12 protein-coding genes are annotated in these 21,699 nt (G+C 52.7%); 5 read left to right on the top strand and 7 right to left on the bottom strand.

What is annotated here, in order from left to right:
* Positions 1-11: 11 nt before the first annotated feature.
* A complete protein-coding gene (locus FRIGORI9N_RS01870) occupies positions 12-1,217 on the bottom strand; it encodes an acetyl-CoA C-acetyltransferase (protein ID WP_159568209.1) in 1,206 nt (401 codons plus the stop codon).
* Between the two features lie 233 nt (positions 1,218-1,450).
* On the opposite strand from FRIGORI9N_RS01870, the gene FRIGORI9N_RS01865 reads away from it, so the two are divergent.
* The 3 genes from FRIGORI9N_RS01865 to FRIGORI9N_RS01855 all read left to right on the top strand — a co-directional run bounded on the left by FRIGORI9N_RS01865 (position 1,451) and on the right by FRIGORI9N_RS01855 (position 4,668).
* Entirely contained in the window at positions 1,451-2,077 is a 627-nt protein-coding gene (locus FRIGORI9N_RS01865; protein ID WP_159568208.1) for a TetR/AcrR family transcriptional regulator, read from the top strand.
* Positions 2,078-2,135: 58 nt separating this feature from the next.
* Entirely contained in the window at positions 2,136-3,380 is a 1,245-nt protein-coding gene (locus tag FRIGORI9N_RS01860; RefSeq protein WP_159568207.1) for a hypothetical protein, read from the top strand.
* Positions 3,381-3,462: 82 nt separating this feature from the next.
* Positions 3,463-4,668 carry an ammonium transporter gene (locus tag FRIGORI9N_RS01855; RefSeq protein ID WP_159568206.1) on the top strand — a complete coding sequence of 402 codons (1,206 nt, stop codon included), beginning with the start codon at positions 3,463-3,465 and terminating at the stop codon, positions 4,666-4,668.
* A 13-nt stretch (positions 4,669-4,681) separates the two neighbouring features.
* Here the strand turns inward: FRIGORI9N_RS01855 and FRIGORI9N_RS01850 are convergent, their stop codons facing one another.
* The 5 genes from FRIGORI9N_RS01850 to FRIGORI9N_RS01830 form a co-directional block, all read right to left on the bottom strand.
* Positions 4,682-5,383, bottom strand: coding sequence for a DUF599 domain-containing protein (locus tag FRIGORI9N_RS01850; RefSeq protein ID WP_159568205.1), 702 nt, complete (start codon positions 5,381-5,383; stop codon positions 4,682-4,684).
* Positions 5,384-5,391: 8 nt separating this feature from the next.
* Entirely contained in the window at positions 5,392-6,018 is a 627-nt protein-coding gene (locus FRIGORI9N_RS01845) for a hypothetical protein (protein ID WP_201301392.1), read from the bottom strand.
* A gap of 77 nt (positions 6,019-6,095) precedes the next feature.
* Positions 6,096-10,943, bottom strand: a complete 4,848-nt coding sequence (locus tag FRIGORI9N_RS01840) for a CapA family protein (RefSeq protein WP_159568204.1) — start codon at positions 10,941-10,943, stop codon at positions 6,096-6,098.
* Positions 10,944-10,955: 12 nt separating this feature from the next.
* Positions 10,956-14,972 carry a translocation/assembly module TamB domain-containing protein gene (locus FRIGORI9N_RS01835; protein ID WP_159568203.1) on the bottom strand — a complete coding sequence of 1,339 codons (4,017 nt, stop codon included), beginning with the start codon at positions 14,970-14,972 and terminating at the stop codon, positions 10,956-10,958.
* A 26-nt stretch (positions 14,973-14,998) separates the two neighbouring features.
* Positions 14,999-16,729 carry an autotransporter assembly complex family protein gene (locus tag FRIGORI9N_RS01830; RefSeq protein WP_159568202.1) on the bottom strand — a complete coding sequence of 577 codons (1,731 nt, stop codon included), beginning with the start codon at positions 16,727-16,729 and terminating at the stop codon, positions 14,999-15,001.
* 572 nt (positions 16,730-17,301) lie between these two features.
* On the opposite strand from FRIGORI9N_RS01830, the gene FRIGORI9N_RS01825 reads away from it, so the two are divergent.
* Together FRIGORI9N_RS01825 and FRIGORI9N_RS01820 are read left to right on the top strand one after the other, a co-directional pair.
* On the top strand, positions 17,302-19,599 hold the full coding sequence (locus tag FRIGORI9N_RS01825) for a hypothetical protein (RefSeq protein WP_201301391.1): 2,298 nt from the start codon (positions 17,302-17,304) through the stop codon (positions 19,597-19,599).
* Positions 19,600-19,716: 117 nt separating this feature from the next.
* The gene (locus tag FRIGORI9N_RS01820) at positions 19,717-20,556 is read left to right on the top strand and encodes a hypothetical protein (protein WP_159568201.1); all 840 of its coding nucleotides are present in this window, start codon (positions 19,717-19,719) and stop codon (positions 20,554-20,556) included.
* A 63-nt stretch (positions 20,557-20,619) separates the two neighbouring features.
* Here FRIGORI9N_RS01820 and FRIGORI9N_RS01815 read toward each other — a convergent pair whose 3' ends face one another.
* Positions 20,620-21,693 (bottom strand): 2Fe-2S iron-sulfur cluster-binding protein, encoded by a 1,074-nt coding sequence (locus FRIGORI9N_RS01815; RefSeq protein ID WP_159568200.1) that lies wholly within the window; start codon positions 21,691-21,693, stop codon positions 20,620-20,622.
* Positions 21,694-21,699 lie beyond the last annotated feature (6 nt).

Below are 21,699 nucleotides of genomic sequence, written 5' to 3'. Positions count from 1 at the left end.
CCTTCGGCCGATTAAATGCGTTCGATGATGGTGGCAATACCCATGCCGCCGCCCACACACAGTGTGGCCAGGCCCAGGGTTTTGTCTTGCCGCTCAAGCTCATCGAGCAAGGTGCCCAAAATAATTGCGCCGGTTGCACCCAGTGGGTGACCCATGGCGATTGAACCGCCGTTGACGTTCACGCGGTCCAGGCTGACACCCAGGTTGCGTGCTGTTTGCATGGGCACAACAGCGAAGGCTTCGTTGATTTCCCACAAATCGATGTCAGACGCTTTCAAGCCTGCTTTTTGCAGCGCTTTCAAACAGGCTGCTGTTGGGCCAGTCAACATGATCGTTGGCTCGGAACCGATGACCGCCGCTGCACGAATGCGTGCACGTGGCTTCATGCCAGCCTTGCGGCCAGCCTCTTCACTACCAACCAGCACCAAGGCTGCACCGTCCACGATGCCCGAGCTGTTACCAGCGTGGTGAATGTGGTTAATGGTTTCAACGGTGGTGTACTTGCGCAGAGCCGTGGCATTAAAGCCCATGCCACCCATCATTGCGAACGAGGGTTGCAGCGTGGCCAGGCTTTCCACGGTGGCGTTGCCACGAATGAATTCGTCGTGGTCCAGCATGATCAAACCATTCAGGTCTTTCACAGGCACGCGGCTTTTGTTGAAACGGCCTTCAGCCTGCGCCTTGGCGGCACGGCGCTGGCTTTCAACAGCGTAGGTGTCTACGTCGGTGCGGCTAAAGCCTTCCAGCGTGCCGATCAGGTCAGCAGAAATACCTTGGGGAATGAAACCGAGTTTGTCGTTGATGCGGGGGTCCATGAACCACGCGCCGCCATCACTGCCCATGGTCCAGCGGCTCATGCTTTCTACGCCGCCAGCAACCACCATGTCTTCCATGCCGCTGCCCACTTTGGCTGCAGCCAGGTTTACCGACTCCAGGCCTGACGCACAGAAACGCGACTGGGTAACACCCGCCACCGTTTCGGCCCAACCTGCGTCCAGCACCGCAGTGCGCGCAATGTCGGCACCCTGCTCGCCCACTGGGGTTACGCAACCCAGCACCACATCGTCCACCAGGCTGGTGTCGAGATCATTGCGCTGTTGCAAAGCGGTCAGCAGGTTGTTTAGCAACCATACTGGTGTGGCCTGGTGCAGGCTACCGTCTTTCTTACCTTTGCCCCGTGGGGTTCTTACTGCGTCAAATATCAGTGCCGATGGCATCTGTGCCTCCTGGATTTTCGGAATTCGGTAATCGAAATTACCGAAGGTATCGTGAATTCGTCAGAATCCAGAATGGCGATGTGCAAACGCACAATCAACCCAAGAAGTTACTTTAGAGTACCCCCTCTATGCATATGGTAATTTGAGTTACCGGTTTTCCCATTTGCCGTTGTAATTAATGTGATGATTTGGTGAATAATTCATGAAACCCACTTCACACCCGGTTAATCAAAATGAATGCAAGCACTGCTGTTGGCAAAGTTGATCTGAATGTGAGCCCGGCGAAAATGCGCAAAGCCACACTGGACCGCATTGAAAATGCTGTACTGGAACTGTTCACCAATCACGATTTCAATAGCGTACCGCTGATTGAAGTGGCACGTACGGCCAACGTGAGCTTGCAAACCATTTATAAGTACTTTGGCAGCAAAGAACGATTGGTCGCTTATGTACTGGACACCACCTTGAGCCGCCTGGCCGACCGAATGATCGACCACCTGGAGGGTATTGAGGATTACCGTGAACGCCTGAGAAAGACACTGTGGGTGATGTTGGACTATTTTGACAAGCACCCCAAGGTGATCTTGCTGCTCACTGTGTCGATACCTGCCAGCCGTTATCACGACTTGCCCGTGTATGAAAGCCCGGAGTTGATGGGCGCATTTTTGGGCATGCTAAAGGAGGGTCAGCAAAAAGGTGCGTTGAACAACAGCGTGTCGAGCAAAATGCTGCTGGATGTATTCATGGGCGTGTTTGGCCGTGTGGCGCAAATGCACTTTTTGCGCAAAGAAACCGACCGCCTGATCGATCAGTTCGATGGTTTGTTTGCAATTCTATGGGGAGCCCTGAAAGCACCTTGATTTGGAACTGTTGCCGCGAGTAGAACACTTAAGTTCAATCGGATCCCCATTTACCAGCATGTCATTTCACATTGAACTGTCAAACGCCTCCGTGTGGCAACAGGTGAGCAGGCAGACAGGCTGTACCGGCCCCGGCCCAACAGCCACCACCCAGGCGCACACACCCCAGTTACCTGCAATTCCCCCCACCGGCAAGGCTTGGGCTCAATTCACCGCAACACCCACCAACAGCAAACCTTACACAGAGCACCTCTCGCAATCCATTCAGGGCATTCGTCAGTTCATTCAGCAACATGCGGCCGCTGGGGCGCAAAAAAATGCAGCACTGAATTCACTCCGCGATTTTGAAGCCACCAAAGTGAATTGCAGGCCGACCAGCCTCACGCCACTGATGGTGAATGAAAACCGGCGCAACCTGCACCTGATTTCCAGCCATTTAAGTAACGAGACCATTGCACTTCCCAAAAGAATCGGCGCCGTGCTGAGCCTTGCAGAAGGGCTAAACGTGTGCATCGAGGGGACCACACTGAATATCCTGAGCTGCGCAAGCGACCTTGTTGAGCAGCAACACGGGCTGGCCGGCTTGGTCATTCAAACCAAAAATGACCTGATCGACCAGCACTTGCTGCAGCTTGTTCGGCAACAAGACAGCCGCCACCTTGGCACCAAACAGGCGAAAGACCTTGAAATTCACCATGTGCAAGCACTTAAAAACCATGTGGCCACGGATTGGGGACTGTCGGTGACAGAGGATCGCTATGCAACCCGGGAATACCAAGACCAGGCCGGTGAAATGGCCAAGGCTTTGCTTGAAAAAACAGTGACGCCCGCTGCACTGGCTGCTGCCGTGGCCGATAAAATTGCCAGCCACCTGACCAGCTTGACCACACATTGCCTTTCCACTGGCATGCCCACGGAACAGCTTAAAACAGAACCTTTGCGCCAAATGATTCAGGCTGAATTTGGCCACGCCATTGAACTGGAGCAATGCCTGCAATTCAATGACGATTACAGCGAAGTCAAACTGCGACCGCACAGTGAATTGACACAACATGTCATGCAGGCGTTTCAACACATTGGGCTCATCGCCAGCAATTTACCCATTGCACACCTGGCAAACCAACCACCCTGCACCGTCGAACAGGCGCTGGAGCAAATTCAGCATTTGCAAGGACGGGTCACCGAATTTCAGGCCAATCAGCAACTGCCCTGGAATCTTGGCTTTTGGTATGGAAGCAATCAGTTACCCGACAAAAAGCGCCAACAGGAAGAAGAACGCAGAAAACCTGGGGCGCACCAATAACGTGCATTTTTGGCTTTTGAAACGGGCATTGTTTTTGCAGCTAATGCCCCACTTTCAACCACAAACCTGAAAATTCACCAAAATGGAACAAATCACTCTCGCACTGGACACTCTTTTTGTGCTTCTAGGCGCCATCATGGTGCTTGCAATGCACGCCGGTTTTGCATTTCTGGAAGTGGGCACAGTGCGCCACAAAAACCAGGTCAATGCGCTTGTCAAAATTCTGGCCGATTTTTCGGTCAGTACCATCAGCTACTTTTTCATTGGTTATGCCATTGCATACGGTGTTGGTTTTTACGAACCGGCCACCGTACTCAATGAAGGCAACGGCTACTCACTGGTTAAGTTTTTCTTCCTGCTGACTTTTGCTGCAGCCATTCCCGCCATTGTGTCGGGCGGCATTGCAGAGCGCGCACGCTTTGTGCCCCAGCTGGTGGCCACCGCCGCGCTGGTCGGGCTGATCTACCCGGTGTTTGAAGGCATGGTGTGGAACGGCAACTATGGCTTTCAAGAATGGCTGACCACCAGCTTTGGTGCGCCCTTCATGGACTTCGCTGGCAGTGTGGTGGTTCATGCAGTAGGTGGCTGGATCGCTCTGGCTGCCGTGTTGCTGCTGGGCTCACGCCGTGGCCGCTACACCAAGGATGGTCGCATCAGCTCGCACCCACCTTCATCAATCCCCTTTCTGGCGCTGGGCAGCTGGGTACTGGCAGTGGGCTGGTTTGGCTTTAACGTCATGAGCGCCCAGAAAATTGAAGGCATTTCAGGCCTGGTGGCTGTGAACAGCCTGATGGCGATGGTGGGCGGCACGCTGGGTGCTTTGGCCGCTGGCCGCAATGACCCGGGCTTTGCCTACAACGGCCCACTGGCTGGCCTGGTAGCCGTGTGTGCGGGCAGCAATATCATGCACCCCTTGGGTTCGCTGGCGGTGGGCTCAATGGCTGGTGTGCTGTTTGTTTACATGTTCACCTTCACGCAGAACCGCTTGAAAATAGACGATGTGTTGGGTGTGTGGCCTTTGCACGGCATTTGTGGTGCATTCGGCGGCATCGCAGCCGGTGTATTCGGCCAGCAGGCTTTGGGCGGCATGGGTGGTGTGTCCTTCATGAGCCAGTTGATCGGCACACTGGCCGGGGTGGCGTTTGCATTGCTGGGCGGCTTTGTGGTCTATGGATTGCTCAAAATAACCGTTGGCATTCGACTAAGCGACGAAGAAGAGTTCAATGGCGCAGACCTGACCATTCACAAAGTCAGCGCAAGCCCCGAACGCGAAACCAGCAGCTGGTAATTCACAGCCTGGTTTATTTCGACATGATCTGCAGGGCTTCGGAATAGAAGTCCCTGCGGATCAGCACAAACACGATCAATGCGCTGAATGCCATCAGCAAGCCGGGGTGAATCATCCAGGTGACCGATGCAATACCAAAGTAATAACTGCGCAAACCACGGTTGAACTCATCGCCAGCCAAACTGTTAATGCGGGCCATGCGTGACACATAGGCTTCGTTGTAATCCTTGTCAGGATTTCCGTCTGGTGCAGCACCCACCAAAATAGTGAGCAGGTTGAACTGCCGCAGGCTCCAGGTAAACTTGAAATAGGCCACCACAAACACGGTGAGCACCAACAGCACTTTAATCTCCATCAAACCACGGCTAACCTCCCGGCTGAACGGCAAATCGCTGGTGATATTCACCAGTTGATCAAGCGTACCCAGCAATGCAAACAGACCCGCAATAATGTAAATGGTGGTGTTGGCATAAAAGGTCACGCTGTTGACCAGGTTACCGATCAGCGCCGTGTCACCCACCCGGTTGCTGCGCCCGAGCATTTCACGGGCCCACAGCTTTCGAAATTCATGCGTTTTTTGCGACAGGCCACGCCGACCAAAACGGGTGCGGCCATCGAATACATAGTTGTAACCACGAAAGCAAATGACAAAAAATGCCACGGCGATCCAGTCAAATACTGTGAGTAAGGAAATTGCGTTTTGAACGGCGGTCATGTCAGTTTTTATTGTCTAAGTTTTTTGTGAATGAGTTCTGCATATTTTCGGATGGTGTTGGCTTGGTCCGAATCAAATCCGATATTGCGCAAGCCCCCGCTGCCTTTTTTGCAGTCGGCACTCGCCATGATATTTGTTGGCGTTCTCACCGTGGCACCCGGTGCACAAACGTGCCCCAAGCCAAAAGCATGCCCCATTTCATGCTCCAGCGGGCTTTGATAGCCACTTAAAAGCCGCTCCCAATCCAGCAACACATAAGGGCGATTGCTGTTGCGCCGACCATGCCCATCTTGATGGGAAAAACCTTTGCCCGTGCTGTAGCTGTCGACGATGTAAACATTGATGTGGGTGGCACTACGCACAACCTCATCATGGCACTCATTGACCCAACGCGCCACCACGTCACCCTCATAGGGGGAAGCCCGATCGCCCGCCTGTGCAAGCGCACATTGACTGTCTTGAATTTCCGAATACTTGCGAAAAACCACAGGGCCAAAATTCACCAAGATCGCGCCCTCGCGAGTACGAAAACTGGCATTTAAATGTTCAATCCATTGCAGCACACGGCGCTCGTCAATCAAGTCAGCGGCCTTCCGGGACTCGGTCAACATCACCACCTGAACTGGAAATGACAAGTGCCCGTTTTGTGCAAATGCATTTACACAACAAAAAACAAGCAGCCCAATCAGGGATTGAATCCATCGACAACTGATCACGGGTGCCTCCCTTTGTCCACAAGCCCCAAAGATGAAAACAAATCCTGCCATTGCAGGGCGACTGCCTCAGGCCTGAAACGCAAGGATTTCTGGCGGGCTTGCTCACACAGCCTTTCGTGCAAAGCAGGATTGTCAAACAGTGAAAGTATTGCATTGGCCATGGCATCCACATTGCCAAACGGCACCAACAGGCCAGTGTTGCCGTGGTCGATCAAATGAGAAGGACCGTAGGGCACGTCAAAAGCAATTGGCGGACAACCATGACACAGGCTTTCCATGATTGTCAGCGAAAAGGCTTCTCCCTGACTGCTTAAAACGGATAGGCCTGCAGTTTCATATTGGGTAGCTGGCTTGTCGGTCCAGCCGTTCAGGCGAACCCGCCCTTGCAGGCCGAGGGACTGAATCAATGACTCCAGCCCAGGCAAGGTAGGGTCGCCTGGATTACCAAATCCGTAAAAATCCAGTGACGCCTGGGGATAACGGTGCACCACTTTTGAAAACGCGGAGATCGCCATGTGCTGATTTTTTTCCGGGCTGTAGCGTGCCACGCAAACCAAACGAAAACGGTCTCTTTGAGAAAATGGCACCGGCGGCTCAACAGGCTGGTACGAGTGACCAATCGAGAATAAACGCCCCTGTCCGTAACGGTTTTGAATGTCGGTTTTCTGCTGATCGGTCAGAACAACGATTGCATCTGCACGATCAATGTCATGCAAGATATCCCGAAAATTGGAGTTAGTCGGACCATGAGCAATATTTTTGTAGCCCGAGGTGTGGACGGCATGCACTACCGGCACCACGGCCACTTGCCCTGGCATCTGCTGATGAATGCGTTGCTGCGCCATCAGGGCAGGTTTGTACAAAAGCCGGTTCTTGTCCACGATCAACACATGCTTTCCACCACGCCTTTCAAGCATGGCGCAAAGGGCATGGGCAATCAAAGCCTGTTCATTGGGCAACGATGCCAGCAAATCACCACCCGGGCCATGCAAGCGGATGTTCTGCAACACCATTTTACCGTCAACCAATTGATGGTATTTCGCAATGGCCAAACTGCCATTGGGCCGCAGGTAATGCTCATGCGTCGCAAGCCCGGTGCTTTTGCACAGGTACTGAATACAACTGAGGAAACCTCGGGAGTCATACCTGTCTTTGCGAAACTTCACACCACCACAAAAGTGGTTGATGTAATTCAGCGCTTTGTTGGCGGGGTTGCGCGCCAAATACATCACTCGATCGCCGCGCGTATCGTTGATGCGAACATCATGTGTATTTGCAACAAACTCCACGCGAAACTGTGAATTCTTCAGCACCTGTTCGCCAGTGTTCAACACCGCATTCACTGTGTCTGCCTGCTGAAGAAAATCATAAACAGATTCGACAATTTGACGCTTTGGCAAGGCACCCGCAGACATCAACTGTTGGGCAGATTCATGAAGGCGTGGATTGTAGCGACAGGTTAACAGCGTGGTCGAAACACCCAACTGTCCATGGAAAACCTCATTGCGAAGCAATGCTGCATTTTCGACACCTGTGCGCTGAAAACCCATGTCCTGGTTCAGAAGCCACACCGAAACCTGCTTCAGGGGTTCATTGAGCTGGCAAGGCTTGTCGGGATACTTCAACAGCACGCGCACAGCTTGTTGACTCAACACCAGTTCGCGATTGCCCAATTCATCGCTGGCCAACCATTGGATTTTTACTTCGAGCAAACCGTTCTTCACCGCTTTGCTGACCGGTGGGCGAAGGCCTGCCAAGTCCCGGTAAATTTTGCCTTGCTCCCAGCGGGAAGTGGGAGCCATCCAGTCACAAGGGTCGTGCTCCATCCCCTGCCCCCAGTTGGGCAATTGTTGGTCCCAACTGTTCTGGGCGCGAATATTCAACCGGGCGTCTTTGGTCAAGACGCTGTCCGCAGACCAAAAGGTTTCAACCCACAACATCCCACGCTGGTTTAATTCATGTGGATGAATCCGAATGCCCATTAAGCGCACCGGTCCCCACTGACATTGTTCAGTATTGAGGTTGATCAGGGCATCCGTTGGTACGCTGGGCACACAACAGGTGTCCAGGAGAGATGGCACAGACCCGATCATTTTGGGATCGGCTGGAGCGGGTAATTTATCGTGCAACGTTCGCACGCCGCCAGGCACTTGTTCTTTTTGCGGCAAAACGATCAGCACCCGCTCTCCCTGGTTCTGAACCAGAGTTCCAAGGGCCTGGCATTTGCGCTCAAAGTCTTCGCAAGCGGACACAGCCTCATGCCCGTGATACTGGCGGGTGTAGCCAAACTCAGAGCCCACCGGTACATAAACAACAGACCTAACGCCATGCATGCCCAGTTCACAGAGAAAAACGCCGCTGGTGACGCACTTTCGAATGGAGTCAAACAGGAAATCTCCCGCATCGTAAACAATGGGCACGCCACGATGCACTTCAACGCCATGCAGCACGTGGGCCGATGCACCCAGCAACAAGTCTGCGCCGCATTCAATTAAGGCATGTGCACAGGTGCGTGTGCGCGGGTCAGGCTGTGTGCTCCAGTTGTTGCCCCAATGCAAAGCCACAACAACCAGATGGGCCTGCTCATGCGCACGCTGAAAGCAATGCTCTACCTGCGCTTTCCAGCTTTCAGGGGCGATTGGATCCAGGTAAGCCGTTCCCGGCTGGGTGCCTGTTGCGGCAAAACGTTTCTGAGTGAGGTCGAAATTGAACAGTGCTATGCGCACATCGCCAAGCTGACGAATCAGGGGTTTGAATGCAGATTGACTATTGTGGCCTGTGCCCACAAAACCCAAACTCGCCACCTGCGCCCAATGCAATTGATCCAGCAGTGCATCGTGCCCGTAGTCACCGGAATGGTTGTTCGCAGTGCACAATACATCTACACCGCCTTGCACCAGAATATTCAACATTTCAGGTCGTGCCCGATAATAATAAGGACCACTTTCGCCCTTGTCGAAACCTTGCTCGCCCTGATTCGAGACTACGCACTCGAGATTCACAACGGTTAAATCTGCGGCCTTTAAAACCGGCACTTGTGACAACACTTTATCAAAGCCCAACGTATGGGCCCTGTAGTGCATTCTTCGTCCCAGGTTCACATCACCCGCCCAGGCCAGAATCGGGCCGTCAGCCTGCGTACTGCCAGTGGCCGATGCAGCGGCTTGATCCAAAACACCTATCGGTGTTTTGTCGGGGCTGTTGAGCAAAAACTTCCGGTAAGCCACCAAACCCGACACGTAATGTTCAACATCATCAATGCGAACGCGGTAAGCATGGTGGCGAATGAAAAAGGCACCATTCAGGGTGTCCGGTTTTGCAAAGTACATGGCCCATTCTGGCCAGAAATACCCGGTTAACAAGTAGTTCGCACGCCAGTGCATGGCACGGTAAAACTTCTCGACATCCACTTGCGCATACAAATCAGCAAACTCTGGCATGCCCTGCAAACGCGAGAGCATTTGTTGGGCCGCCATCATCAACTCCAGCAATGTAGGGAAAGTGGTGATGCGGTTTAATACAAAATCCAGATGACTCGAAAAATTGCGAATGCCAAACTCGAAATACACGCGTTTGGGGCGATACAAGGTGAGCTCATTGACGCAATAACTCATCCAGTGGTCGTTCGCTTTCCAATGGCGCGCTTCAATGAAATATTCAAAGGCCAGTTCCACCGCCTGAAGCCACACGGGGCGACGCGTAATTTTGTACAAACGCATCAAGGCGAATGCGGCCTCGCCATCGTAGTAAATTATCCGGAACTGTTCCTTCACGGAAAGATCGGGATAATTCAGCACATGCACAAATTGACGGGTGGTAGGGTTGAGCATGGCCACAATTCCTTGGGCCAGTTGTTCCATCAACTCAATGTAACGGGTTTCGCCTGTCAGTTCCGTGTATTTGGCCAGGGCCAGTATGCATACGGCATTGCCACCCAACTTGATCTCATTGCCGGTATCAACCAGAAACGCGGCTTGAATTCCGCCGCTCAGCGTCACGCGCTTAATCAGTTCAGTCGTCAAACAATGCAGTGACCGATCAATTGCAGACTTCAGAAATGAACTTTGTGTCAGTTCCCAGGCTTCAATCATTGCATAGGTGGAACTGGCATGGCGCAGGGTGTTGTACGTTGGAATTTCCTTGTTGAAACAAGGAAAAATGCCATACACAAATGAACCGCTGTCTTTGACCTGTCGCGCCAAAAATTCACTGGCATTGAATACCAGCTGCCCGCACGACTCCGCCTCCAGGTCGGGCAACTTACGCCGTCCAACCGCCACGCCAGCGGGCTCCAGGGTGTGCACCACCCCATCAGTGCCCACGTAAGCACCTTGGGTGGAAAACAAGTACACCGGTTGCTCGCCCGCGTGATTCAATACAAACGACTTGCCATACTTTTTGCGCGCATACTTCTCAAAATTTCCGACATGGAGTTTGGCAAACTCTTCCTCGGAGCCACCGTACAACATCGCATTGCCGTTGAGCTCGCCCCACAAAAAGGAATGCTTGAATTGCGGATCCAGTGCAATGCCAAGACTGAAGTAATTGCGTTTTGTTGTTGAAAGCAGTGTCTTCAACTCGGCCCATGTCACTTTCTGAATTTCGCACACCCAATCCACACGCACATGTTCAACGTCGACCGATGTTTTGCGAAACGACGCGGTGACATGGGCATGCAATGCACTCCAGCTGGCTTCAAACGATTGACTGGAAAAAACTTCGACAGTCGCACGCGCCTGCCCATTGGAATGCGACAGCATCAGTACACAGGTATCGTTGTGTTCGACAGGATTCAACCCTGAGAAATGTTTGCCGAGTTTTTCAAGCCTGCCAGAATTGATCATATTGTTTTGCTGTCAGTCAAAAGAGAATTGATAAAGAGCATCCACTGCATTGTCTGCACCTGCCCGGGCAATAAAACTCAACCGTCGGGAATACTGATAGTTCAATTTGATGATACTGGCTGCGGTGGTGACCGACTGATCAAAACTCAAGTACACGCGATCGCTGAACCGTTTGCCCAACGACACAATCCGCTGCGACAACAAAGGGTCATCAGATCCAATCACATTGGCAGATGCATCTGCACCCGGTGCAATTGCCACCTTGCTGCCCACCGCGCGGGAATCTGCTGCGGTCAGCGAACCCGTGCTTAAGCTAAGATCATCAATGCCAATGGATTTTGCAATTTTACGGGTCGTGCTTTCGTCATCATCTCCGAAAATCGCAGCAGCCGCTGTCAGTAGCAAAGTTGAGTCACGGTCCGCAGAGCCGCTACCGCGACCAAGGATCATCCATGACAGTTTTTCCGAATCAGGCACTGCTGGTTCACTCACCAGCCTGACAGTGGGTCGCTGCGCAGTGCCGGTGACTTCAACACCCGCTTCAACCGCCACACCTTTGCGCACTGCTCGCACATTCAAGCCCGGGTTATCAAGTGGCCCCTGGAAATTAACAACGCCTCGATCAATGGCAAGGTCTTGTCCATAGGCACGGTAGGTTCCACCGACCGTTTGAATGGTCCCGGTCGCGCTCAAACGTCTGCCCGATCGACGCTGGCCACTTCCACCAACACCTTCCAGCATGACCAAACGCAATCCTCCCTCAAGCCTGCTTCTCAATCCTTCTGCATTAATGTAGAACCGATCACCCAGGTTTGCCCGAAGTTGCAAATCAATTGGAAGTCCTTGTCCGGCCAACTCACTGCGACCCTGGATAAACACGTCATCGCCCAGAGTTTGAGGACCACTTTCAGGCATTTCAAAATAAGCACCCAAGGTGTCGATTTCACCCCGAATTTTCAAGGGTTGTCCGTCGACGACAGGCTGCTGAACAGTCACATTCGAGTTCACCATCATCCATCGGTCCGGGCGTTGCAGCAAAGGCACCCTGTCCATCGACAGCCTTATTTCACCGTTCAATCCGGTCAAATTCCAGACCCCCTCCGCCTTCACTTTTCCATTGCCCTGAATCAGTGGCCCCAATTGTTCAATGTAACGGCGAGGTGGTACGCGATTGTATACAGTGAACTCAAAGGTATCGATACTGGCCTTGTCCGTGGTGAAATCAACAACCACATTGCCGTCCTCAAGGCGAACGCCTTGATCAAGCTGAAAAACATCAAGATCCATTGCGAACAAACGCCCTTGAACATCCGGGTTGTTCGCAGTACCAGCAATGGCCATGGCAATCTGGCCTGTGCCACTGGTTCGCACACCGCCACTGATCATGGGGCCAAGCCAATTCAGTTCAGTAAAACCCGCGGCTACTGAGCCCTGCATGGGTTCATCTCCAGCAATGGCCCATGCCTTGGTCTGCGGATTTTGTTGAACCGGCAGCCGGAGGTTGGCAGACACCGCACCAAAATCATCCGCCAGAATATTGACATCGATACTTGCAGCCTCACGATTAAAATCCAGACTTGCGATCATGGTGCGAATGTCTACATCCACTTGCGAGTCTTCCAGTATTTGCAAACCGCCAGACACATGTTGGATGTCCACATGACCATCCACCTTGTTTGGATTGGCCAGATAATTCCAGCGCACACTTGCAACCAGATTCCGCGGTTCCACAGTCAATTGTTTGCGGAAGATCGGGGACATCCGAGGAAATGAGAACTGCGGCATTTCGCCTTCGGCCCGCACTTCCCGGTTTGCAATGCGAAGAATTCTGTTGTTGATGACAGAGGTATCCTCACCCTTAATCACCAAATCAAGCAACTCGACATATCCCGGGGCGAGCGTGAGCGGCGCCGGGGCTTGCAAAGCCAGGCTGCGGGCAGGCAACCACATGCCCTCCACTTTCATTTTTGTCAATTGGCCCTTCCAGCCCGAAGTTGACTTTGGAACTTTCAACTCGCCAACTCCGCCGTTGAACGCAAACTCACCTTTCAGTTGACGCTGGCGACTAAAAGGCTGCAAACCACTGGAAAACACGCCTTTCAATTCGTGGCGACTACGAACACCGCGAAGAGTCAGTGTCAACTCATTCAAGGTATTGGCAGTTTCACCCGGCACCTTGATCTTGCTCGCCACAATATCGCCGACCCAGGCAGCATTCGGAGCTGATCCAAGGTTGAACTGCCCAGACACTGTTTCGATTTGCAGCGTGCTGCCCAACTTCAATTGCCGTACATCGATATTGCCTTCACCCGAGAAATCACCGTCGAGCCCGCGCACCCTGCCCTGCAAACGCGCAACACCTGAAATATCCATGCGAATCAGCTTACCCAAACGCGGCAGTTCATCCAGATTCACATCCAGGTCAACAAAGTCCGCCTGAGTTCCATAACTTCCAGTCGCCCGTACTGTATTGCCAACAACATCAAGATCAAGAAACAACTCAGTCAAACGCGAAGCGCCACCTTTGGCCTTGGCAATCAAGGTTAGCGGTGCGTTGGCCAATCGGGAATTGGTCAAATCCAGATTGAGTTCACCAAACGGATCAATGGTGCTGCCGCCCTGGGCCAAAACGCCACGAAAAGCTGCCTTGCCATTCAAATCGCCCTGCATGAAAGGACTGGCGTTCGGGATGTAATTGGCTGGGTTGATTTTTGAAAGATCGAGTTGAATATCGGCAGGCATCTTCCCGGACAAGTCCACTGAAACCTGACCCCGAAGTTCCGCCCCACGATCACGCAGTACAAGCTTGGTCACCTGCAAGCGTTGACCCGTTTTTGCGCCTTGAATGCTTGCATTCAGCGCCAGCCGTTGAGGCAATTGTTCAAACACCGACGCATCGACATTGTTCGCGTTGAGTTCAAAGTTCATGTCTCCGGCCAAAGGATCCATACTGGCAACATCGTCACCGACACGCTCGGGGGCGCGCCACTGAAGAACCGCTTTGGCTTGCCCGGCCTGGCGTTTTCCATCTGCAAAAAGAAGCTCATCAACCCAAACATTCAACTGCTGGGGAAGTTGCTCACTCAAAGTCAATTTGAACCGGGTTTGCATGACAGAGATGGGTACACCACCTGCTTGTAAAGTGGCAGGCTGCGCATTGCGAACAGAAATATCGCCGACAGTCTCGGAAAAATCCTCGTTCGGCTGAACATTCGCAACAATGGTAAGTGCGGCACGGGGGGCACCATTGAGCCAATGTGCGGGATTGAAATTTCGGGCGTCTAATTGAACGGTCTCAACCGGCGTTGAACGAAACGGCGTGAGTACTGCCTGAGCCTGCACACTTTGGCTTTGATCGGCCCTCTCAGGGTTTTCTCCCTTGGCATCAATCGCCAACTCAAGGCGCTCAAGAGAACCCTTGGCAGCAACATGCGCATCTAGCAGCAAATCGTCAAAACCGCGCTGCGCATTCACTGAACCGTCAATTTGATAGGGCTTCTCCAGGATCAGATTGAATGCGGAGGCAATCTGCGTGTCCTGTACATTGATTGAGAAATTGCCAACCTGCAACTGACCCGACTTGACCGCTGCAGTGGCATTCAGTTGCCTGAGCACCTCCCCATTGATCAGCAACTGCTCCACGGCAAATTGATTCAGTTCAATATCGACTGGCACAGCAATTTTGTCAGGAAGCATGAACGGTTCGTCATCGTCGGAAGGCGGCGCGTCTACACGCACCACCTTTGCCGACAGGTGGTTGATTCGAATAACCCGATACCACAACTCAGACCAGTCAACACGCAGCTGAACTTGCTCAGCCTCCAGCCTTGTTTCATTCTGCTGCCATTGAACAGACTCAATATTGAACCCTGTCCACAAAGTACCGCGGATTTCACCAAACTCCAGCTTGGGATCATCGCTGGCATTGATCCAGTTTTGCGCTGTTCCAGCTGCAAATTGCAAACCTTTTTCGGAATGAATCAGCCAGACAATTCCTGCAGAAACCGCAGCAGTGACCAGAACCAACAATAGAAATAATGCAAGAACCCCGCGCTTCAAAATGCCACCCCCAGCGCAAAATGTATTCTCAGATTATCCTGATCGGCTGCTTTGGCCACATCAAAAGCAATCGGACCTGCCGGTGTTTTGTAGCGAACGCCAACGCCAATGGCCGGTTTGGGATCAAAGTCGCTCCAGTTGTCTGATACATCGCCCACATCGGTGAAAACCGCCGCACCAAGTGGTCCACCATCAAACCAGCGTGTGTACTCCAGGCTGCCAATCATCAAACGTCGACCACCCACCAAAATTCCTTGATCAATTACACCCAGATCAAGAAAATCGAATCCACGCAGGCTATTGGTGCCGCCCGCGCGAAACAAATAGTCTTGGGGAATATCGCGCCGGGCGCTGGCCACCACCGTACCGGCCTCGAACCTTGCAGAGAACAGATTCTCCCGGGATGGCGACCAGAATTTTTGTGCCCGCGAGTACAAGCGAATAAAATCCTGATCAGAAGCAAACTGTTCAGAGGCTACCGCCAATTGACTAAAAACAATATAGCCCTCGGTGGGATTCAAACGGCTATCTACCGCGTTTCGCAGCCACGAAGAACTTGCAACGAGGGCTTGCGTTTGTCCAAAATTCACACCCAACGCCCTTCGCTCCTCAAGCTGAAAATTCAAGCCAAGCCGATACTCATTGTTGCCTTTGTTGAATTCCCGGATAGCGCCAACCGAGGAACGGTCAACCTCCAGATTCGATATTTCCTGGTGGTCAAACGCCACACCCACAGAATCGGTTATCCCGCGCTTTGACGGCGGAAGAAACAGGTCTGCATAGGCAGATTGACGTTTTTGCTCCAATCGAACGCCAGTCACCAGTGAATAAGCCCGATCAAACAGATTGTTATATTGATAAGTCGCTTCAGTTCTAAATCCAGTATTGGAGCTGTAACCTGCACCAAACCCGAGACGCTTGCTGTCGCTCTCCATCACAGTGATGTCAATGGGAACGTTGCGCGGCTGACGATCATCCGCATCAATTTTCACATCCACAGCCGAAAAGTAAGTGGTGCCTTGAAGATCCGACAATAGCCGCAGCAAACGCTCCTGTTCATACCGGTCACCTGGACGAATCGTGTTGTAACGCGAAACCAGATCCTTGGGATACTTGGTCAATCCTTCAATTTGCAGCTCTCCGAAAGTGAACACTGGCCCACTGTCATACACAACGCTCAAGGCAACCGTGTTGTTTTCCGGATCCACATTGGCCAAACTTTCAGAAAGAGTAGCGGCCGCGAAATCTTTGGCCAGCAGATCACGTAGAAGGTTGTCTTTGCTAGCGCTCCAATCTGATTGATTAAAGGGCTGATTAACCCCCAGCAGCCACAAGGTCTTAAGGCGCTCACGCCTTGCAGTAAATTCATCTTTGTTGATCTCTCCATCAAACTCGATGTCAACAGAGATCACTTTGCTCTGCACCCCAGGTGCAATTGTGATGTTTAACGGAGGCGCTTCGTCCTCTGGAATCGTGTCGTCAACCATTCGTTGAATCGATGGGGAGAAATACCCCTGGGTACCCAACGCGTCGCGAATAGCAGGCCTCAATCTCCGGAATAATTGCCAAGCGTCCCCGTTGTCATTGACCTGCGCAGTCGATCGAATTTGTCGGGTAGACCGCTCAATCAAATCCTTGAATTCATCCGGAACCTGATAATTAACCACCGGGGGCGCAAACTCCGTGACTATATCCTGCGCCTGCACGGTGCCAAGCTGCAGAACCATTGAACTGAATGCGATACAAAGCCACCGCACAACCGGAGATTTGTGCTTACTCAAAAACTTCCTCATGCTTCCCTGGACAGATTGGTCAACGCTTCCCGAATTGATACTTTGACACCCCAAAAAGGCATCAAGAAATGGTCAGACTGAAATATCAAATAAAAATGCAGAAATTTACGCTGGTCCTGAATAAATTGCTCAGCCAACAATTTAAATCAGAAATTTGTTATCGGAATAATTCTAAGAACCCCCCACCCAAATGAGTCCCCAGCCTTCCTCTTCACTTACAGAATTACACGCAACAAGATGCCGTTTCCTGAGATTTTAAAATAAAAAACGGCGTGAATTTCACAAAGCCCAGGTGGCACAAAAATCCTCAATTATCAACACCCAAAAACAATTCATTCAAAACAACTACAACCAAATTTAACAATTAAACCAACCCTTGCCCGAGAAGCAAATATATTCCAGCGGATATTTTCGCTTTCCTGAATCCAATTGAAACTGCTGTGAGTAAAACGCTTATAGCAGTGAACTTGCCGAACAAACTCTCTAGCGCCAAGGAACTTAAAATCATGGAAAACGCAAATCCCAATGTGGGCATTATTAAAACAGCAGGTGGCCTGCAAGTTGAACGTGGTGGCCAAATTGTAAACCTCAGCCAAGGCGACGCACTGAAGTGGAACGATGTGGTCACCAACACTGGAACACAAACTGCTGAAGTCTTGATGCCAGCAGTGTCAGCCGGACACGGCGACACCCTGTTGCAATTGGCACCGAATGCATCTGCGAAGCTTGAGCAAATTGCCTCTACAGTTGCAGATGGCGCTACACGTACTGAAGTAGTTGCTCTTAGCGAAGGCGTTGAACTGTATGACATCGACAACGATGTGAGTTCCGCCATTCTGACTCCGTACGAAGGAACCATGTCCGGCCTGGTTGGTGCTGGTTTGTTGGCAGGCGGCAGTGCAGGCGCAGGCGTGGGCGCAGCAATTGGTGGCGCAGCCCTTGGCGCGCTGGCCTTAAGTGATGATGGCGATGACACAACCACCACCGTCGACCCCAGCGACGACAGCGATTCCGACTCTGACAGCGACTCTGACAGCGACTCTGACTCCGACAGCGATTCCGACTCCGACAGCGATTCTGACTCCGACAGCGATTCTGACTCCGACAGCGATTCTGACTCCGACAGCGATTCTGACTCCGACAGCGACTCTGACTCCGACAGCGATTCTGACTCCGACAGCGATTCTGACTCCGACAGCGATTCTGATTCTGACAGCGATTCTGACTCCGACAGCGACTCTGACTCCGACAGCGATTCTGACTCCGACAGCGACTCCGATTCAGATTCCGATTCCGATTCCGACAGCGATGCAGACGGCGACACATCAGGCCTGATCGGCGGTATTGATTCCTTGAACCAAAGTTTGGAAGAAACCCCCTTGGCTCCATTGACCGCTGCGACAGGCGCACTGGCCGATGGGCTGACTACGGTTTCTGACGGGATCGCAAGCTTCTCCGAGCAAGACCCCTCCGGCTTGTCAACAGTCCTGGCTGAAACAATAGGTCAGCCACAAGAGGGCTACACCAATGACCAGGAAGGCTTGGTCGGCGTAGTCAGCAATCTTTCACAAGGCTTGGCTGAAGGTGCGGAAGAAACTCCGCTTGACCCAGTGGTTGACCCATTGGCTCAGACACTCGGCTACAGCGAAGAGGACGGCACCGACGGCGTTGCCTCAGGCTTAAGCAGTGTCGGCGACACGCTGGCGGCTGACGAAAGCCAACTGAGCCCACTGACCTCGGGAATCCTCGCACCAATCGTTGGCACCGATGAAGAATCAGGTGGCTCGACAGGCTTGAGCGGCACCCTGGACGAAGCTGGTGAAGGCCTCACGGACTTGACCAATGAAGACAGTGCGCTTGCACCTCTTGATCCAGCAACATCAGCCGTGTCTGACATGGTCGTGTCGGCCTTGTCATCTGGCATCTCTGATGTAGGTGATGCGTTTATCGACAATGCGGAAATGGCCGGCCCTGGCGAGGAACTGATCACGACAGTCGGCACATTGCTGGGCGGCGAGAGCACCCCCGATACAGAAGAACCTCCTCCCGAGGAAGGCGGTACAACTGGTACACCTCTGGATGTTGTACTCGATCCACTTACAGGTGCATTGGACGGCGGCGGTGAAACACCAGAAACACCATTGTCACCACTAACCGATGCCTTGATGGACAACTCGGACCCCGCCGTGTTTGCTGAAAACGTGGCTGGCGTGATTGATGATGTCGGTGCGAATACCCCTCTTGAAGCAGTGACCGACCCAATCAGTGATGCATTGTCCGGCGGTGGTGACGACACAGGCGGCGGTGACACAGGCGGCACCACCGGAACTCCGCTGGATGTTGTTCTCGATCCATTGGCCGATGCAGTGGCAGGTGGCGGTGATGACACAGGCGGCACCACCGGAACTCCGCTGGATGTTGTTCTCGATCCATTGGCCGATGCAGTGGCAGGTGGCGGTGATGACACAGGCGGCACCACCGGAACTCCGCTGGATGTTGTTCTCGACCCATTGGCCGATGCAGTGGCAGGTGGCGGTGACGACACAGGTGGCACCACCGGAACTCCGCTGGATGTTGTTCTCGATCCATTGGCCGAAGCAGTGGCAGGTGGCGGTGACGACACAGGTGGCACCACCGGAACCCCGCTGGACGCTGTTGTCGACCCATTGGCTGAAGCAGTGATGGGTGGTGGCGACACTTCTCCAGTAGACGACTTGCTTGGCGCGGCAGATGGCACACCCATCAGCACTGTGACAGCCCCGCTTCAGGACGCAATCAGCCCACTGACAGGCGGACTCGGTTAATCACACACTGAGCAAACCAAAAAACCCCTCTTCGGAGGGGTTTTTTATTTGAATCCAAATCAATGCACAACGCAGTAAAAATAATAACTTTACCGACAACTCAACGGACATCACCTCATGAGCACGGCCCCAAAAATTGGCACCATTGCCTCCAAGACAGACAAGCTTTTGGTTCAACGCCAAGGCGAGCAACTCACCTTGCGCCAAGGCGATGCAATTCTTGCTGGCGACGTTCTTCAAAACAAAGACTTGGTAGCTGTTGATATTGAATTACCGGGACAAGGCACAGGACAAGCCGACTCACTGGTTACCCTGGCCCCAGAATCAGCCGCTCAAATTGCCACCAACTCCGCTGCGCAAGGCGGAGTAATTGAAGTAACCTCTTTGACCGAAGGCGTCGAGCTCTTCGCAATCAGCGAAGGCACAGACGGTGCAGTCTTGCTAGCCGACGCCGGCACTGGCTTCAGTGGCCTGGTTGGGGCAGGTCTTCTATCAGCAGGCACAGCAGGCAGTGTCAGCGGCATTGCCACCGCCATTGGTGGTGGCGTAGGTGTGGCAGCGCTAGCAGCATCCTCCGGAGACGACACCAATGCAGAAGGTTCTGCATTCACCGATGTGCGCGTGGACAACGGTGATGAAACCACAGAACCGGTAGATAACCCCGACAACCCAGACGAAAATGAAAATCCGGAGAATCCTGAGAACCCGGAAGAGCCAGAAGAACCAGAAGAACCTGTAGACAACCCAGACGAGCCAGAAGCCCCAGTTGACGAAGGCACGACCGGCACGCCGCTGGATGCCGTACTGGATCCACTGGCCGATGCCTTGGGTGACACCCCGCTATCAGTGATTTCAGACCCTTTGTTCGACGCCTTGGGATCGCTGCCAATTGGCTCAGCGCCCAACCCCGCCGACACGTTGCCGCTTGATGCAATCACCGGCAATTTACCTGTTTGACTCAAAAATTGGTGCAATAAAAAAGCCACCTCATCGGTGGCTTTTTTATTACTTCACTGATTGTCACTCAAACTTGTCATAACGGATGTTTACAGCTTTTACGCCCAGCTTGGAAAATTTTGCGATTGCCGCATCAATCATCGCGGGCGGACCACACAAGTAAGCTTGAACTTCTGACCAGTTCAACTGAAGCTTGTCCAATTCGTCTGTGACATAACCACGCGCACCTGCCCAGCTTGTGTTCACGGGTTCTTCAGACAACACCTGCTTAAAATTCAGCGAACCGCGCCAACCCTGTTGAATGCGAGCAATTTCTTCCTCCGCATACAAATCCTGCTGGGTGCGTGCACCGAACAAATAAACTGCATCGCGTGTTTCACCCGCCCATTTGGCCTGATCCAGCAAACTTAAAATTGGCGCCATGCCACTGCCACCTGCAACACACACAATCGGCGCTGGTTTTTCACCTTCGGCCGAACGCAGATAAAAATCGCCAAACGGACCACTCATGCTAAGTCGGGTTTCCTGTCGGTTGGCAGCAAACAACCACTCAGTGAATTTACCACCTGGCACTTTTCGAACATGGAAAACCAGTTCATTGGCTTCTTGCCCTTTGGGTGCCATGGCAAAGCTGTAGTTGCGCGACAAGCTAAACTCTTCCAAACGAATTTCGGCATACTGACCCGCCTTGAAAGGCATGGGGTCATCCAGCGCAACACGCAACTCAACGATGTCGTGCGTCAAATCTTTTTGACCCACAATCGTGCCGCGCGTTTCCACCAGTCGATCACCGCCCGAAGTCAATTCCACCTCAATTTCCAGATCGGTTTCCGGAATCGACTGGCAGGCCAAAATCATGCCTGCTTTCAAGTCCTCAGCACTCAACACATAACTGGAGTCGGTCAGTTCACGCACTTTGCCGCTTTTCAGTTTGCACTTGCACTGGGTACAGCTACCCACCCTGCAGTTGTGCGGAAACCCCAAACCAGCCGACAACGCCGAATTCAAAATCACCTTGCGACCTTTCTCTACTTCAAAACTTTGACCACCCGGGGCCACACTCACCTTGTGAGTCACCTTCCCTCTCTTGCCAGCCGCTGCGCCACCCTGCAATCCAAACCATTCAAGCAATTTCATGGTTCT

Origin of the sequence: Limnobacter sp. 130 (genome assembly GCF_902506325.1) — a bacterium.
In the GTDB taxonomy this organism is placed as follows: Bacteria; Pseudomonadota; Gammaproteobacteria; order Burkholderiales; family Burkholderiaceae_B; genus Limnobacter.
Note: the sequence above shows the minus strand (reverse complement) of the source record. Positions and strands in the feature narration are given on the sequence as shown.

Excerpts from the sequence above, each read along its gene's own strand:
- FRIGORI9N_RS01870 (WP_159568209.1), bottom strand. The coding sequence starts at position 1,217 with ATGCCATCGGCACTGATATTTGACGCAGTAAGAACCCCACGGGGCAAA.
- FRIGORI9N_RS01865 (WP_159568208.1), top strand. The coding sequence starts at position 1,451 with ATGAATGCAAGCACTGCTGTTGGCAAAGTTGATCTGAATGTGAGCCCG.
- FRIGORI9N_RS01860 (WP_159568207.1), top strand. The coding sequence starts at position 2,136 with ATGTCATTTCACATTGAACTGTCAAACGCCTCCGTGTGGCAACAGGTG.
- FRIGORI9N_RS01855 (WP_159568206.1), top strand. The coding sequence starts at position 3,463 with ATGGAACAAATCACTCTCGCACTGGACACTCTTTTTGTGCTTCTAGGC.
- FRIGORI9N_RS01850 (WP_159568205.1), bottom strand. The coding sequence starts at position 5,383 with ATGACCGCCGTTCAAAACGCAATTTCCTTACTCACAGTATTTGACTGG.
- FRIGORI9N_RS01840 (WP_159568204.1), bottom strand. The coding sequence starts at position 10,943 with ATGATCAATTCTGGCAGGCTTGAAAAACTCGGCAAACATTTCTCAGGG.
- FRIGORI9N_RS01830 (WP_159568202.1), bottom strand. The coding sequence starts at position 16,729 with ATGGTTCTGCAGCTTGGCACCGTGCAGGCGCAGGATATAGTCACGGAG.
- FRIGORI9N_RS01825 (WP_201301391.1), top strand. The coding sequence starts at position 17,302 with ATGGAAAACGCAAATCCCAATGTGGGCATTATTAAAACAGCAGGTGGC.
- FRIGORI9N_RS01820 (WP_159568201.1), top strand. The coding sequence starts at position 19,717 with ATGAGCACGGCCCCAAAAATTGGCACCATTGCCTCCAAGACAGACAAG.
- FRIGORI9N_RS01815 (WP_159568200.1), bottom strand. The coding sequence starts at position 21,693 with ATGAAATTGCTTGAATGGTTTGGATTGCAGGGTGGCGCAGCGGCTGGC.